Genomic DNA, 13,878 nt, shown 5'->3' with positions numbered 1-13,878 from the left:
ACTTATGAAACTAAAAAAAATCGTAACTTTAATATCTTGCACGGCTATTACAGTTGCTATTAGCTCTTGTTCTACAAGCAAGCCAGAAACAGAAACTAAGACTACAGTTAAAGACTATGATATAAAACAAGCAACCACTGCTAAAGTCGAACCTAAGCCTGAAGCTAAACCACAAACTAAAGCTAAAGCTGAAAAAACAGTATTAAAAATGAATGCTGATGCTAGTTATACTGTTGGCTACCAAGTGGGTAGTGGGATTGCAGGTCAAGGTTTTGGGTTAAACGACTCAAAAGCTACTGCTGGATTTGAAGATGCTATGAATGGTGTTGAGTCAAAAATCTCTGAAACTGATATAAAAAGGAACATGGATTCTTTAAAAGATAAAATGATCAAAAAGCAGTTAGAAGTTTCTAGAGAAAATAAAACAAACTCTGAAGACTTTATGGATAAGGTTTCTAAAATTGATAATATCGTTAAAGTAAACGATAAAGTTTACTACCAGATGATTAAACAAGGTGATGGTCAAAAGCCGAATGAAAATAGTACAGTAACTATTGCTTATAAAGGAACTACCCCAGTGCCTGCTTACCAAAAAGACAACGCTGAATTTAGTGATGTCGAGAAAGGTACGTTAATCGGTAAATCGTTTGATTCAAATGATAGTGCGACATTCCCTTTACCAAACTTAATCCAATGCTGGAAAGATGCTATCCCTGAAATCACAACAGGCTCAACTATAGTACTTTACTGTGCTTCTGATGTTGCTTATGGTTCTCGTGCGCCTGCTACAATAGGTCCTAACCAAGCATTATCTTTTAAAATTACGTTAAAAGATTTTAAGTAACACAAATTAATGCCTTTATCTCTATAAAAAATCATTGAAATTAGCTATAGTAAATTTTTAAGAAATTTTTCTAAACTTATATCTTTATAAAAATCATGATTTGAGGATTTTTCAATATATAAATAATCATGTAAACTCTTATCAAAGTGATACTTAGAATGTCCCTCATCTGAAAGTGCCATGTGTGATTCTGTCATTATTTTACCGCTTTCAAATCTTAACCTTGATGGTGAGAAACATAATATTTTAGGAACATTAAAACCTTGTTTAATAGATTTCCACAATATCGTACCACCTATACTAAATCCTATAGCTATGTCATATTTACTACTATTTTTTGATAGCTTATAAACTCCTATATCAATTCCTCTTTCAATAAATTCAATATGAATATCTTTTTCTTTATAGTAATTATTTATACCACAGTACTCAGGTGTGGATAACATGTCGCAAGAAAAACCTAACTTATCAAAAAAATAAAGAGTCTTCTTTAAGTACTCTGACTTATCATTTACTCCAAACATGTCACTTAGAATTAAGACAGAATTAGACATTTACACATCCTTGCATCATGAGACTAATTTTTATAAAAGATATACTTCTAAGAATACTTTCTAACTCTTTCTCTTCACAGCTATATCACATAGCAACTCAAGAGCTTTTTTATAGTCACTATCAGCTAAAAAGCTAATTGACTGTTTTGCTAAATCTGCATATTCACAAGCTTTTTTGTAAGAGTACTCTATAGCTCCACTATTTTTTATAATACCAACTATCTGGGAAATATCATATTCACCCTTCTCGATAGCATTTACTATAATCGCTTGATCTTCTGCCGAAGAGTTTGCTAGAGCATAAATCGTTGGTAGCGTCATCTTACCTTCATCAAGATCATCTCCGACATTTTTACCCAAACTTTCAGCATCAGATACATAATCAAGTACATCATCTGCTATTTGAAAAGCATTACCAAGATACACACCAAAATCTTTGATATTTGAAGAATGCTCTTTATAGTCAGATTCATTTAAACTTATAACACCCGCTAGCTCACAAGCTGCTTCAAAAAGTTTAGCTGTTTTACAGTATATGACATTTACATAGTCCGCTTCTGTAAGAGATGTGTTTCTAGCATTTAAAAGCTGCAGCACTTCTCCCTCTGAGATCTTATTTGTAGCGTCAGCGAGTATTTGCATTATTTGCATATTATTTAAGCCAACCATCATCTGAAAAGCTCTTGAATAAAGAAAATCTCCAGTCAAAACACTAGCTGCATTACCAAACACATTGTTAGCAGTTTCTTTACCCCTACGCAAATGAGAGTCATCAACGACATCATCATGAAGTAAAGTGGCTGTGTGAATAAACTCAATGATTGCAGCAGATGATAAATGTTCATCACCGTTATAATCTAAGGCTCTAGCAAATAGCATTACAAGTAATGGACGTAACCTTTTGCCGCCACTATTAATTATATAATGGCTAATTTGATTTATAAGAACTACATCTGATGATAATGAGTCAATAATGTACTTATTATTTCCATCAATATCTGCTTTGATTAAATGCTGAATATCTTTAATTTCTTGCATGAGTATATATCTAGGTAAATTAGTTAATGTAAAGGATAATAAAGCTAAATACTTTTATCAATGTTTAATTGCCTTGATAAACCTTATTCGTATGAAGTTTTTATTAGTTGAAATATCTCTTTGAAAGATTTGTTTGGCTTATTTTTTTCAACTTCTTTATTATGATTTCTAATAAGTTGTCTTAATTTCTGCACATCAATATTTGGACAATCAGCTATTAGCTTCTCTAAAGCATCCTTTGATTTCTCAGGATCTACCAAGTTATCTCGCATATTTTCTATACGATGAAACAAAAGATTTGCCTCTTTATCTTGATTAGTCGCAACATCATAAGCTTTATGCAACTCTTCTATATTATCAACTTTTCTTAAAAGTTTACCAATAAACTGAACCTGTCTTTTGAGGGCAATTTTTTGCATAGATTTTGCATCTTTTATATTTTCTCTAACAGTTTCTGTAAGAGGAATTTTTGCTAACTGAGCATTATTGAGCTCAATCAAAGATCTACCAAAATCGGTAATCTCATCCATATCTTTTTTAACACTACTTTTACTTCTACTTAGTCTATAGTGCGAAGCTTCTTCTTCATGCTTGATTCTATCGATCTCATCAAGATCTATTACTTTTCCCATAACTTAACTTAGATATTTTTATATACGATAATATAGGATATAATCTTACACTATCGAAGAGGTTTAATCACGCAAAGTATCAGGAGAAAGACTAAATGTTTAATCATGACTTAGATAATCTAAAGAATTCCGACAAAGAAATATTTGAAGCTGTAGAGCTAGAAGTAAGAAGACAACACGAACATGTTGAATTAATAGCATCTGAAAATTATGCAAGTCCCGCTGTAATGGAAGCACAAGGTTCACAACTTACAAATAAATATGCTGAAGGCTACCATGGTAAAAGATACTATGGTGGTTGTGAGTTTGTTGATATTGCTGAAAGATTAGCTATAGAAAGAGCATGTGAACTTTTTAAAGTTGATTATGCTAATGTACAGCCTCACTCAGGCTCTCAAGCAAATGCTGCTGTTTACAATGCCGTATTAAAACCAGGTGATACAGTACTAGGTATGGATCTAAGTGCTGGTGGACACCTTACTCACGGAAGTAAAGTAAACTTCTCTGGTAAAACTTATAATTCTGTTCAGTACGGTTTAAACGCTGAGGGTGATATCGATTATGCTCAAGTTGCTGAACTAGCTAAAGAGCATAAGCCTAAAATGATTATTGCTGGATTCTCTGCTTTCTCGGGTATTATCAACTGGGCAAAATTTAAAGAAATCGCGGATTCTGTAGATGCTGTACTAATGGCAGATATAGCTCATGTGGCTGGTCTTGTCGCAGCTGGCGTTTATCCAAGCCCTTTCCCTTATGTGGATGTAGCTACTACAACTACTCACAAAACATTACGTGGTCCTCGTGGCGGTTTAATCCTTTGTAATAATAACCCTGATTTAGCTAAGAAATTTAACTCAGCAATATTCCCAGGTATTCAAGGAGGCCCTTTAATGCATGTAATAGCCGCTAAAGCCGTAGCATTTAAAGAAGCATTAAAACCAGGTTTCGTTGATTATCAAAAACAAGTACTTAAAAATGCTAAAGCCCTTGAAAAAGCTCTTAAAGAAAGAAATATCAACATAATCTCAGGCGGTACAGATAATCATCTTTTGCTACTAGATATTACTAGTACTGAATTTTCTGGCAAAGAAGCTGAAGCGGCTTTAGGTAGAGCAAATATTACAGTAAATAAAAACTCTATTCCTAATGATCCTCGCTCACCATTCGTAACTTCTGGACTTAGAATTGGTAGCCCAGCTATTACAACTCGTGGGTTTAAAGAAGCTGAATGTGAGTTAGTTGGTAATTTACTGGCTGATGTCGTGTTTAACTGTGGTAATGAAGAAATTGAAAAAGAAGTTGCGAACAAAATTCTAAACCTATGCAACAAGTTTCCTGTTTACAAATAATACTTATTTATAAAATTCATTAATTTTTTATATTTTCCAAGCTAATAAGATAGTTCACATGGATCTATATTTATATAGTCTGGCTTTATACTCTCTTTAAACTGTACAGCTAATATAGTTTTATGATCTAACAGATGTGCTTTACACACGCGATGCATTCCATCTAAAATCTCACCATTTTTACATAAAATTATAGGGTAACTTAAATCAGCTTGATTAATTAACTTAGCATGATTAGTTATGCCTTCACATGTAGGGTTAGCATCTCCAAGCTCATACCAATACTCTGTTTTAAACTCTTTAATTTTATCAAGAGATATTTGTTTAGGTTCAAGGTTTTTAGATAAATTTATAATTTTTTTAACATCCCAAATTAAAGTATCGTCCCCAACTTTCCTAAAATGATATTGCTGTCTAATCATAAGTCACCTTGTAGTTTATGTATAATTAAATAAATTTTAACGAGAAAACTTTTTTAACTTATCGAAACTATAGTTTTTATCTCGATAACTCTGTAAATCTTTAGCTTTTGCTATTGCGACTACAGTAAAAACCTCCTCGATAGCATCCACCCTATTGATTCGATATTGTGATAGCTCTCCAACTAATGATAATAATTTTTTATCATAGCTCCATTGTTTATCTCCTAAGCAATGATAATACTTACCAGACAAGCTTTCTCTCTTAATCCTAGTATAATGGTCTTGGCTTATTTCAAGATGATTTACTAATTTAATAATACTGTCATCAACCCAAGCTTTAGATAGAAATATCGCCTGTGATTCTGCTAATACAAACGGTAAAGTTTTCCAAGGAAGACCTACAAAAGCTAACGAATAATATTTCTCATGAATTAACTCACTATATAGTGGTTTAACCATATTATTTTTTGTAGAAATAATTTCATCATTCAAAAATGGAAAGCTATATTTATATCCAGTACAAAAAATTACATTATCAAATTTTATGGTTGAGCCAAACTGTGTTTCTGCAATACATTCATCCCCAACTTTTTTTATTGACTTAATTTGAGATACAAATCTTATACCTTCTACATTAGCTAAGTTCTGTTTTTCTGAAGTTTCATCAATAATTTTCTGAGATACAAAAACTTCTCGACCTGACTCTAACAAATCTCTAGCAATATCATTACCCGAAGAAGAATAACCAACACATAAAATTCTAGCCCCAAAGCTTGTTGGAGCTCTATAGCTTTTGCTATGACTCACATGCTCTTTAGTATCTGCTTCAATAAATACATCATCCGGAAAATTTGGGGTTTCATAGTGGCCATTACATGTAGCTATATAATCAAACTCTTCTGATTTCTCACTGACACCATCTTTATAGAAAAGTTTCCATTTAGTGAGGTGATTATCTTTTTCAATTGGGACAGTATCTATAACTTCACACTCAAATTTTATAATCTTATCAACACCCCAAGCATTAGAGTTATTGGCTAAATAATCTCTCACCTCAGCATAACCAGGAAAAGACTCCTCACCACCATATGGAACTAACTGATCTTCAAAAGCCATAATCTCTTTAGGCAAGTTAGTTCTTAAACTGTCATATACCACTCCAGAGTCACTGAAATTCCAAACTCCAGCTGTGTTATCACTTTTTTCGAAAATAGTAACATTAAAACCTGCATCTAAAAACTTTTTAGCACAAATAATGCCACTAGCTCCAGCTCCAATTATTGCAACATGCTTAGTCATAACTAACTCTCTATACTGCATTTATAACCACTAAATTTACGAATATTTATTACACCTGTATCAAATATCAGATATTGTCCTTTTATACCCATTAATTTAGCTTCAATAATAGGGTCTTTATCAAAGTTAAATGATTTTATTTTTAATGGATATTGCTCTACTGGGAAATTTATATGTTGAACTTTTGAGTCAACAGGCTCGACACTATTTTCACCATATTTAGCTTTTATCTCAGCTATTTTTTCTTTTGACTTTTCTAATAACTCATCTCTCATAGCTAGTAGATCTAAATTTTCAGGTTCTCCCTGTAGCATCTTACGCCAGTTTGTTTTATCAGCTATATTCTCTTTTATAGCAACTTCTACAAGACCTGATAACAGTCTATTTTCTACTGCAAATATTGGTAGTGCGTAAGCTGCACCTTGATCTATCCATCTTGATGGTACATTCTTTATTTTTGTAATTCCTACCTTCATATTTCCAGTATTAGACAAGTAAACAATGTGTGTTTTTAGACAATTTTCCTCACCCCAACTAGAATCTCGACAAGTCCCTTCGGCATAATGACAAAGCTCTGGTTTAACTATACAAATATCACACTCTGGTAATCTGCGCATACACATAAAACAATGCCCTTGCGAATAACTCTTTTTGGTCTTTGCTCCACAAGACACACAGTTAATCTCACCGAGAAATTCTATTTTGATACTCTTGCCAATAAAATCATTAAATTTAATATCATCTATTTGATAAATAGCATTATTTTGGGCATCTAATGAAGTAGTCATCTTACGAAGCTTTATAGTTGAAAGTTGTGTCATAATTTTTTGTTAAAGAATAAATATCTTACTAGAATACCAAATATTATAACTAGTTAAAATGCTTCTCGTAATTAGTTATAATAAGTACATCAATAGATAAAAATACAATTTAATGAGTATCAGACTAGATAAATGGCTCTGGGCAGCAAGATTTTATAAGACTCGTGCTTTAGCAAAAAAAGCCATTGAAGGAGGTAAGGTGCATTTTCAAGGCCATAAAACTAAAGTCAGTAAAACTGTAAGTGTCGGGGACGAGTATCAAATCCAACAATCATATATTAAAAAAACAATAGTTGTACTAGCCCTTGATGATATTAGGAAACAAGCAACCAAAGCTCAGAAACTATACTCAGAAACTGCTGAAAGTATAGTTCAACGAGAAAAGGAAACTGAATTAAGAAAATCTGCTAGTTTTTTAAGCGCTGATAAACCCACTAAAAAGCAACGCCGTGAGATTATAAACTTTAAGAGAAAGGAGGATGGGTAGTAGATGCTATTTAGATTTGATAGTACTTTGAAGAGCTTTCTTAATAGCTTGTGAAGCATTTTTAGAATCACCAATAGTAGTTCTAATCATTTTTTCAGCATCTTTTTGCTTATATCCAAGTGCCATAAGAGCATCTACCGATTCATTAAACACTGAGTTTCCTTGAGGCGCTAGATTTGTAGTATCTGATGATGAAACACCTGCTCCACTATTCATAGAGTCTTCTTGTCCATGAATTTCATTTGCAAGCTTTAAGAGTTTATCGTAAATTTCCACAACTAACCTTTCTGCAGTTTTTTTACCAATTCCAGGAACAGTTGCTAATAAACCATAATCTTTATTTTCGATACAATGTAGTAAAGTTTTACACTCCATACCCGAAAGTATCGCTATAGCAGTTCTAGCGCCTACACCACTTACTTTGATTAACTCCCGAAATACTTTTTTATCAACTTTTGTTTTAAAACCATAAAGCTGTTGAGCATCTTCTCTTACCACAAAATGCGTATATAAAGAGACCTCTGTATTAGCATCACCTAATGAGTAAAAAGTAGTCATTGGCACAGAGACTTCATAGCCTAAACCACCCACATCTATAAGTAGTGCTGCTGGGTCTTTTTCTAGTAAGTTACCTTTTATAAAACTTATCATAAGTTATCTATTTATTTGTAAACATGTATAAAAGATAGAATAAAGCTTATTAACCAACAATCAAGTTAATCCTTTTAATAAACAACGATTTATATAAATGTTTTATAATTTTTTCTAACCCACCTTTTAGTTTTTTCTGGAACTTTAGGGTGTTTATACAAGTCTTCAAAAAACACTAATTTCAAATCACTTTCACAACCATACATCTCATCTAATAACTGTCCAAACTGCTCTGCAATAAGAGTATCTTCTTTTTCACCTAAATTCATAAATATATTTTTACATCTATTTGAAAAATATGCTTGCATCGCTTGCTCAATCCAAACAATAGTTTCTTTAGAAATTGCATTACTCTCTTTACCACTTATAAAACCTTTATACCAAATAGCATGTTTTAATCTAGCGTATTTCCTTCCATATAGATTATAAACAATGGCATGTATTTTCTCTCCTATACTTATACCATACTCACTATTTGGGTCTGTTTTAATATTTAAGCTAATTTCATCGCAAATATTCTTCCATCTCACTGCAAACATTTTTGCAGATATTTTTTTCTTTGACTGTGAGTCTTTTTGAAGTTGTTCATATTGCTGTATTTCAAGACCATCCAATATTTCTTTAATACTTTGATCTTGATAAATTTCCTGCATATTATGCTCCTTAATTAGCTTAGATATCTCATTAAAATCAAACTTTTCATTTTTACTTTTAGTTATTGCAATTTCTAGTACCTCTACCATTGATTGTAGGTGTATTTGTTGCTTTTGAAGAAGCTTTAATTGAAGATTCAAACTTTTACTTATATCAAGGTTATTGCTTAAAATCTCTTTTACTTGCTTTAAGTTAAAACCAAAAGCTTTTAATGCAATAATATTTTGAAGTTTTATTAAATCTTTCTCTGAATATATTCTATAACCATTTGAGGTTCTTATTGGTACTAATAAGCCAATTTTATCATAATGATATAAAGCCTTAATAGAGACTCCTGTTAGACTACTAATTTGTTTTGTATACCACTGCATAAATCTAGAGTTTCAAATAACTGATAATAGAATTATAAAGTATTACCCAAGGTTACGGTCAAACACTTTTTTGAATTTTATTTACTCTTAAAACAGTTTTTGAGATAGCAACTTACAATAAATAATAATTTTTTGAAAAAAGCACTAGTTTTAGATGTATTATTTCAATCTACCATGCACGATCTTTTTAGCACCAGTCATACGAGCTAATGATTTACTACTATGGTAATGACATATTGCTATAGCTAAAGCATCTGCAGCGTCTTCTGGTGGCTTCTTACTCAGACCAAGTAGTGATTGAACCATGTGTTGGATTTGCGACTTAGCTGCTCCACCATTACCAACTACGGCCTGCTTTACTTGTTTGGCAGAGTATTCGCTTACTTCTAAATTATTTATCGCAAGTGTACACATTGCTACACCACGAGCTTGTCCAAGTTTTAAAGCTCCACCAGGGTTTTGAAACATAAATATCTGCTCAATAGCAGATTCAGTAGGAGCGTAAGTATTTATTACTTCTGTGATTCCATCTGCAATTTGCTTTAGGCGATTTGCTGTAGCTTCTTCTGTGATCCTAATACAACCACTTGCTACATAATAGATTTTATTATCTTGGATTTTGATAACTCCAAAACCTGTAACACGAGAGCCTGGATCTATGCCTAGGATTATCATAATATAGAATAAGCAAGCTTATTAAAGAACATGACTAACCTAACTGTTCCATTAACTCTTGAGTGAAGTTAGCATTTGAATACACACTTTGCACATCATCAAGATCTTCTAGTTTATCAATAAGATTCATAACCTTTTCAGCAGTATCTACATCTAATTCAGCTTTTACATCAGCATCAAATGTCACTTCAGCACTTATTGCAGCAAATCCTTTCTCAACTAAAGATTCTTGCACATCAGAGAAATCCTGTGGCGCAGTAATTACATCAATACTGCCATCTTCATGAGTTACTACGTCTTCTGCACCAGACTCTAATGCAACTTCCATAATAGTGTCTTCGTCAACACTATCATCATAAGATATAATCCCCTTTTTCTCAAACATATAACCAACAGAACCATCAGTACCAAGATTACCACCGCTTTTTGAAAAAGCATGGCGAACTTCTGCTACAGTACGGTTACGATTATCAGTCATACAGTCAACCATAATAGCTACACCAGCAGGGCCATAACCTTCATAACGTACTTCTTCTACATTAGCACCATCATCACCACCAGCACCTTTTGCTACTGCTCTTTCTACGGTGTCTTTACTCATATTATTTGCAAAAGCTGTAGCTACTGCAGCTCTTAAACGAGGATTAGCATCTTTATCGCCACCACCTAATCTTGCAGCAACTGTTATCTCACGAATAAGCTTAGTAAAAACCTTACCTCTTTTAGCATCTTCTTTGGCCTTCTTATGCTTAATGTTTGCCCATTTACTATGACCTGCCATTATTCTCTTCCTTATTTTTTTATAGCTATAATACTACTATTTGAGTATTACAGTCTTCCTATGGTTTAACCATAAGCTCCATTTTGAAATTTAAATTTTTGCATTAAATATAGCCAATAACTTTTTCAACTAATTTAGCAATCCCCTCAGATGCTTCCAATATATTTTTTGCACACATATATGCAGGTGTTGATACAAGTTTTACACCATCATCAACACATATATTCGTTGCATCCATAATTTCCACTTCTGCACCTTTTTTTGCCAATATAGCTGATGTGTTCTCATCCGTACCAACTGTAGCTCTAGTACCTTCAGGATAAATTAAAGGTATCATTAATGGTGCTATGCAAATATATCCAGCAGGCTTGTCTGCAAGATAAAAAGCTCGTGCAAATTTTTGTACTTCTTGATTCATGGTATAAGATTCATCACCAACAAAGGCAAAGTTCATAATGTTTTTTGCTGCACCAAATCCACCGGGAAAAATCACAGCATCATAATCATCACTATCAGCATCATCAAGATCAATCACATTACCACGTGTAATGCGAGCTGACTCCTCTAGAATGTTTCTCGCTGACGCTTTTGAATCAATAGATTGCTGCAGATGATTAATTACATGACTTTGATCTTCATTTAATGCAACGCCTTGCCATTCTACACCTTGTTTTTCTAACTCAAGAATAGTTAATACAGCTTCTTGTATTTCAGTACCATCTAAGTATCCAGACCCAGAAAGCACAACCGCCACTTTTGCCATTTTCACACCTATAGTCTTTATATTTCACAAACCTAAATTATCTTTTTTAAAGATTCTATCAGCTCTATAGCTTGATCGAACCATTGGTCCTGAGGCTACTTCTAAAAAGCCCTTTTCTAAGCCTATTTTACGATACTCTTCAAACTTTGCAGGAGTAACAAATCTCTCTACACTCAAGTGATGTTTTGTTGGTTGCATATATTGTCCTAAAGTTAAAACATCCACGCCAACATTCCTTATATCATCCATAGCTTGATAAACTTCTTCATCTGTTTCACCTAAACCAACCATAATACTTGTTTTGGTTATTACATTAGGAGATTTCTCTTTAGCATATTTCAAAAAGTTTAAAGTTTGCCAGTAACCTGCTCTAGGATCACGAACAGGATGGGTAAGTCTTTCAACTGTCTCAATATTTTGAGCTACAACATCAACAGGTGTTGCAAGAATTTTATCTATATTTGATATTTCACCAGCAAAGTCAGGTGTTAAAGCCTCTACTTTTATACTACTGTCCACATCTTTTATAGCTGATATAGTTTTTGCATAATGCTCTGCCCCACCATCTTCAAGATCATCTCTATCAACAGATGTCAAAACAACATATTCAAGATTCATAAGTTTGACACTTTTAGCTGTATTTACTGGCTCATCTTTATCAAGCCAACCTTTTGGATTACCTGTATCTACTGAGCAAAATTTACAAGCTCTAGTACAAACTGCACCCATAAGCATAATAGTTGCCGTACCATGAGACCAACACTCATTAATGTTTGGACATTTTGCCTCTTCACAAACAGTTGCTAGTTTATGCTCTTTAGTTATAGACTTAACCTTTAAATATTCTGCTGAATTTTGCTTTTTAACTTTTAACCAGTCGGGTTTACGAATATGTACAGAATTTTCTTTTTTATCTCTTATACCATCTTTTACGGCATGAAAACCCTGCTCTGTAGTATATTTACCGCCACTTTGGACTTTTACTTTTATGTTAGATATTTCTTTCATACTTATTAGATAAATAGTATTTATATAAAGTTGAGCTACATTATAAAAGATATAGACCTGTTTATAAACAGTTTGATTAGATATATTTCTTAAAAGAATTTAGTGCGTGTATTTATTGACAAACTTTCTAAGCAACAATATTGCTAAAGAAGCTAATACTGCGATTAGTACGAATGCATCTAATGCATCTGCCATATTTGTTTTAGCTAATACCACATCCGTTTCTGGGATATAAAAATAAGAAGATAAAACGCCCCCAAGTTTACCACCTATACCTAGTGTAATTAGCCATATTCCCATATATAGAGCTACAAAACCTTTTGGAGCTATCTTAGTAACTAAAGAAAGCCCTATCGCTGAAATACAAAGCTCAGATATACCTATAATGAAATAGCCTATTATAAATGCAAAAGGTGAGACTTTAATACTTCCAGGAGTCGCATAAATAAACACTTCTATAACAATAAACGCTAAAGCCATCACTACAAAAGCAAGGTTAAACTTGTCAATATCATTAGTCATTCTATCTTTTTTAGCAAGATATATCCAAAGTCTGCCCATAATCACTGCAAAAGCTAAGATAGTTAATGACACCACACTCAATATTTGACCAGAATTCAAAAGATATTGCTTAACCGAATACTCTACAAATAAAAGCAAGCAAATAAACATCTGAAAATATAAAGCCCAATATACTATAGATAACAAAAAGAATACCGATGCAGCTATAACTTTACGGACACTACTTTTCTTGATAGAAATAAGCAATATAAAAATTGACACAATTGCTGAAGCTAAAACTGAATAATTTGCTACTTCAGGGTACTTAAACACATAAAATAATAAAGATATATAAACTACTAAAATCAAGCAAACTCTGAGAATAACTAATAGGCTAAATCTAATATCTAGCAAATGCTTATCTATAAGTTTATAACCACTACATAACATTATAAACATTAATAAATTGACCACTAAACTACTATAGAATGCTATATCGTAACCGAAGTGATCTTTTAGTGATGTTGCAAGGATTAACCCAAGAAAACCACCAAGATTTATACCCATATAAAAAACATTAAAACCAAAATCTCTTCTTGAGTCATCAAAAGAAGAACGGTCATAGAACCTGCCTATAAAAGCCGCCATATTTGACTTGATAAGTCCACTACTGATACATATCAGACCTAGCCCTAAACACAGGCTGTTTTGACTTGATGCTGAAGCTAGTAAAAAGTAACCTACTAACATTAAAGCAGAACCTAAAAGCCCTGCTCGATAGTACCCCAATAGGCGTTCCGCTATATATCCTCCAACAATTGCAGATATATAGATCATAGCTAATGCTGTACCAACTAGAGATGCCGATAACTCTTGAGATATATTAAATTTTTCTATTAGAAAAAATATAAGTAATGATTGAACTACATAATACCCATATCTTTCAGCAAACTCTGCCAAAGCTGTTATAGACAGAACCTTTCTTTCTTCTATAATATCGTGTCTTTCTCTTTTATATGTTTTCATAA

Annotated in this window: 16 protein-coding genes; 3 read left to right on the top strand and 13 right to left on the bottom strand. The window is 32.8% G+C overall.

All coding sequences use genetic code 11. From position 1 onward, the window contains the following. The first annotated feature begins 4 nt into the window (after positions 1-4). A complete protein-coding gene (locus FLM55_RS09220; protein WP_178948992.1) occupies positions 5-844 on the top strand; it encodes an FKBP-type peptidyl-prolyl cis-trans isomerase N-terminal domain-containing protein in 840 nt (279 codons plus the stop codon). A 44-nt stretch (positions 845-888) separates the two neighbouring features. On the opposite strand, the gene FLM55_RS09215 is transcribed toward FLM55_RS09220, so the two are convergent. The 3 genes from FLM55_RS09215 to yjgA all read right to left on the bottom strand — a co-directional run bounded on the left by FLM55_RS09215 (position 889) and on the right by yjgA (position 3,068). After that, positions 889-1,398 (bottom strand): hypothetical protein, encoded by a 510-nt coding sequence (locus FLM55_RS09215; protein ID WP_178948991.1) that lies wholly within the window; start codon positions 1,396-1,398, stop codon positions 889-891. Between the two features lie 60 nt (positions 1,399-1,458). Continuing rightward, positions 1,459-2,436, bottom strand: a complete 978-nt coding sequence (locus FLM55_RS09210; RefSeq protein ID WP_178948990.1) for a polyprenyl synthetase family protein — start codon at positions 2,434-2,436, stop codon at positions 1,459-1,461. An 83-nt stretch (positions 2,437-2,519) separates the two neighbouring features. Continuing rightward, positions 2,520-3,068 (bottom strand): ribosome biogenesis factor YjgA, encoded by a 549-nt coding sequence (yjgA, locus tag FLM55_RS09205; RefSeq protein ID WP_178948989.1) that lies wholly within the window; start codon positions 3,066-3,068, stop codon positions 2,520-2,522. A gap of 95 nt (positions 3,069-3,163) precedes the next feature. Here yjgA and glyA point away from each other — a divergent pair, with 95 nt between their 5' ends. Next, a complete protein-coding gene (glyA, locus tag FLM55_RS09200; protein ID WP_178948988.1) occupies positions 3,164-4,417 on the top strand; it encodes a serine hydroxymethyltransferase in 1,254 nt (417 codons plus the stop codon). 41 nt (positions 4,418-4,458) lie between these two features. Here glyA and FLM55_RS09195 read toward each other — a convergent pair whose 3' ends face one another. Genes FLM55_RS09195 through FLM55_RS09185 form a run of 3 tightly spaced genes read right to left on the bottom strand, consistent with a single transcriptional unit; the run spans position 4,459 to position 6,959 of the window. Further along, complete coding sequence (locus FLM55_RS09195; protein WP_256868876.1) at positions 4,459-4,839, bottom strand: hypothetical protein; 381 nt, start codon at positions 4,837-4,839, stop codon at positions 4,459-4,461. Between the two features lie 36 nt (positions 4,840-4,875). Continuing rightward, positions 4,876-6,159, bottom strand: coding sequence for an NAD(P)-binding domain-containing protein (locus FLM55_RS09190; RefSeq protein WP_178948987.1), 1,284 nt, complete (start codon positions 6,157-6,159; stop codon positions 4,876-4,878). After that, positions 6,141-6,959, bottom strand: coding sequence for a DUF2797 domain-containing protein (locus FLM55_RS09185; RefSeq protein WP_178948986.1), 819 nt, complete (start codon positions 6,957-6,959; stop codon positions 6,141-6,143). The genes FLM55_RS09190 and FLM55_RS09185 overlap by 19 nt, the downstream gene beginning before the upstream one ends. 112 nt (positions 6,960-7,071) lie before the next feature. On the opposite strand from FLM55_RS09185, the gene FLM55_RS09180 reads away from it, so the two are divergent. After that, positions 7,072-7,446, top strand: coding sequence for an RNA-binding S4 domain-containing protein (locus FLM55_RS09180; RefSeq protein WP_178948985.1), 375 nt, complete (start codon positions 7,072-7,074; stop codon positions 7,444-7,446). 6 nt (positions 7,447-7,452) lie between these two features. Here the strand turns inward: FLM55_RS09180 and ruvA are convergent, their stop codons facing one another. The 7 genes from ruvA to FLM55_RS09145 all read right to left on the bottom strand — a co-directional run bounded on the left by ruvA (position 7,453) and on the right by FLM55_RS09145 (position 13,876). Beyond that, positions 7,453-8,097 (bottom strand): Holliday junction branch migration protein RuvA, encoded by a 645-nt coding sequence (gene ruvA / locus FLM55_RS09175; RefSeq protein WP_178948984.1) that lies wholly within the window; start codon positions 8,095-8,097, stop codon positions 7,453-7,455. Between the two features lie 89 nt (positions 8,098-8,186). Continuing rightward, positions 8,187-9,122 carry a MerR family transcriptional regulator gene (locus FLM55_RS09170; RefSeq protein WP_178948983.1) on the bottom strand — a complete coding sequence of 312 codons (936 nt, stop codon included), beginning with the start codon at positions 9,120-9,122 and terminating at the stop codon, positions 8,187-8,189. Between the two features lie 159 nt (positions 9,123-9,281). Then, positions 9,282-9,797 carry a crossover junction endodeoxyribonuclease RuvC gene (gene ruvC, locus FLM55_RS09165; protein WP_178948982.1) on the bottom strand — a complete coding sequence of 172 codons (516 nt, stop codon included), beginning with the start codon at positions 9,795-9,797 and terminating at the stop codon, positions 9,282-9,284. A 34-nt stretch (positions 9,798-9,831) separates the two neighbouring features. Next, positions 9,832-10,578 (bottom strand): YebC/PmpR family DNA-binding transcriptional regulator, encoded by a 747-nt coding sequence (locus tag FLM55_RS09160; RefSeq protein ID WP_178948981.1) that lies wholly within the window; start codon positions 10,576-10,578, stop codon positions 9,832-9,834. A 103-nt stretch (positions 10,579-10,681) separates the two neighbouring features. Further along, complete coding sequence (elbB, locus tag FLM55_RS09155) at positions 10,682-11,341, bottom strand: isoprenoid biosynthesis glyoxalase ElbB (protein ID WP_178948980.1); 660 nt, start codon at positions 11,339-11,341, stop codon at positions 10,682-10,684. Positions 11,342-11,365: 24 nt separating this feature from the next. Next, positions 11,366-12,349, bottom strand: a complete 984-nt coding sequence (gene lipA / locus FLM55_RS09150) for a lipoyl synthase (RefSeq protein WP_178948979.1) — start codon at positions 12,347-12,349, stop codon at positions 11,366-11,368. A 99-nt stretch (positions 12,350-12,448) separates the two neighbouring features. Beyond that, positions 12,449-13,876 (bottom strand): peptide MFS transporter, encoded by a 1,428-nt coding sequence (locus tag FLM55_RS09145; RefSeq protein WP_178948978.1) that lies wholly within the window; start codon positions 13,874-13,876, stop codon positions 12,449-12,451. Positions 13,877-13,878: the final 2 nt, after the last annotated feature.

Source organism: Francisella sp. Scap27 (assembly GCF_013394105.1).
In the GTDB taxonomy this organism is placed as follows: Bacteria; Pseudomonadota; Gammaproteobacteria; order Francisellales; family Francisellaceae; genus Francisella; species Francisella adeliensis.
This window is presented reverse-complemented; position numbering and strand designations above follow the sequence as displayed.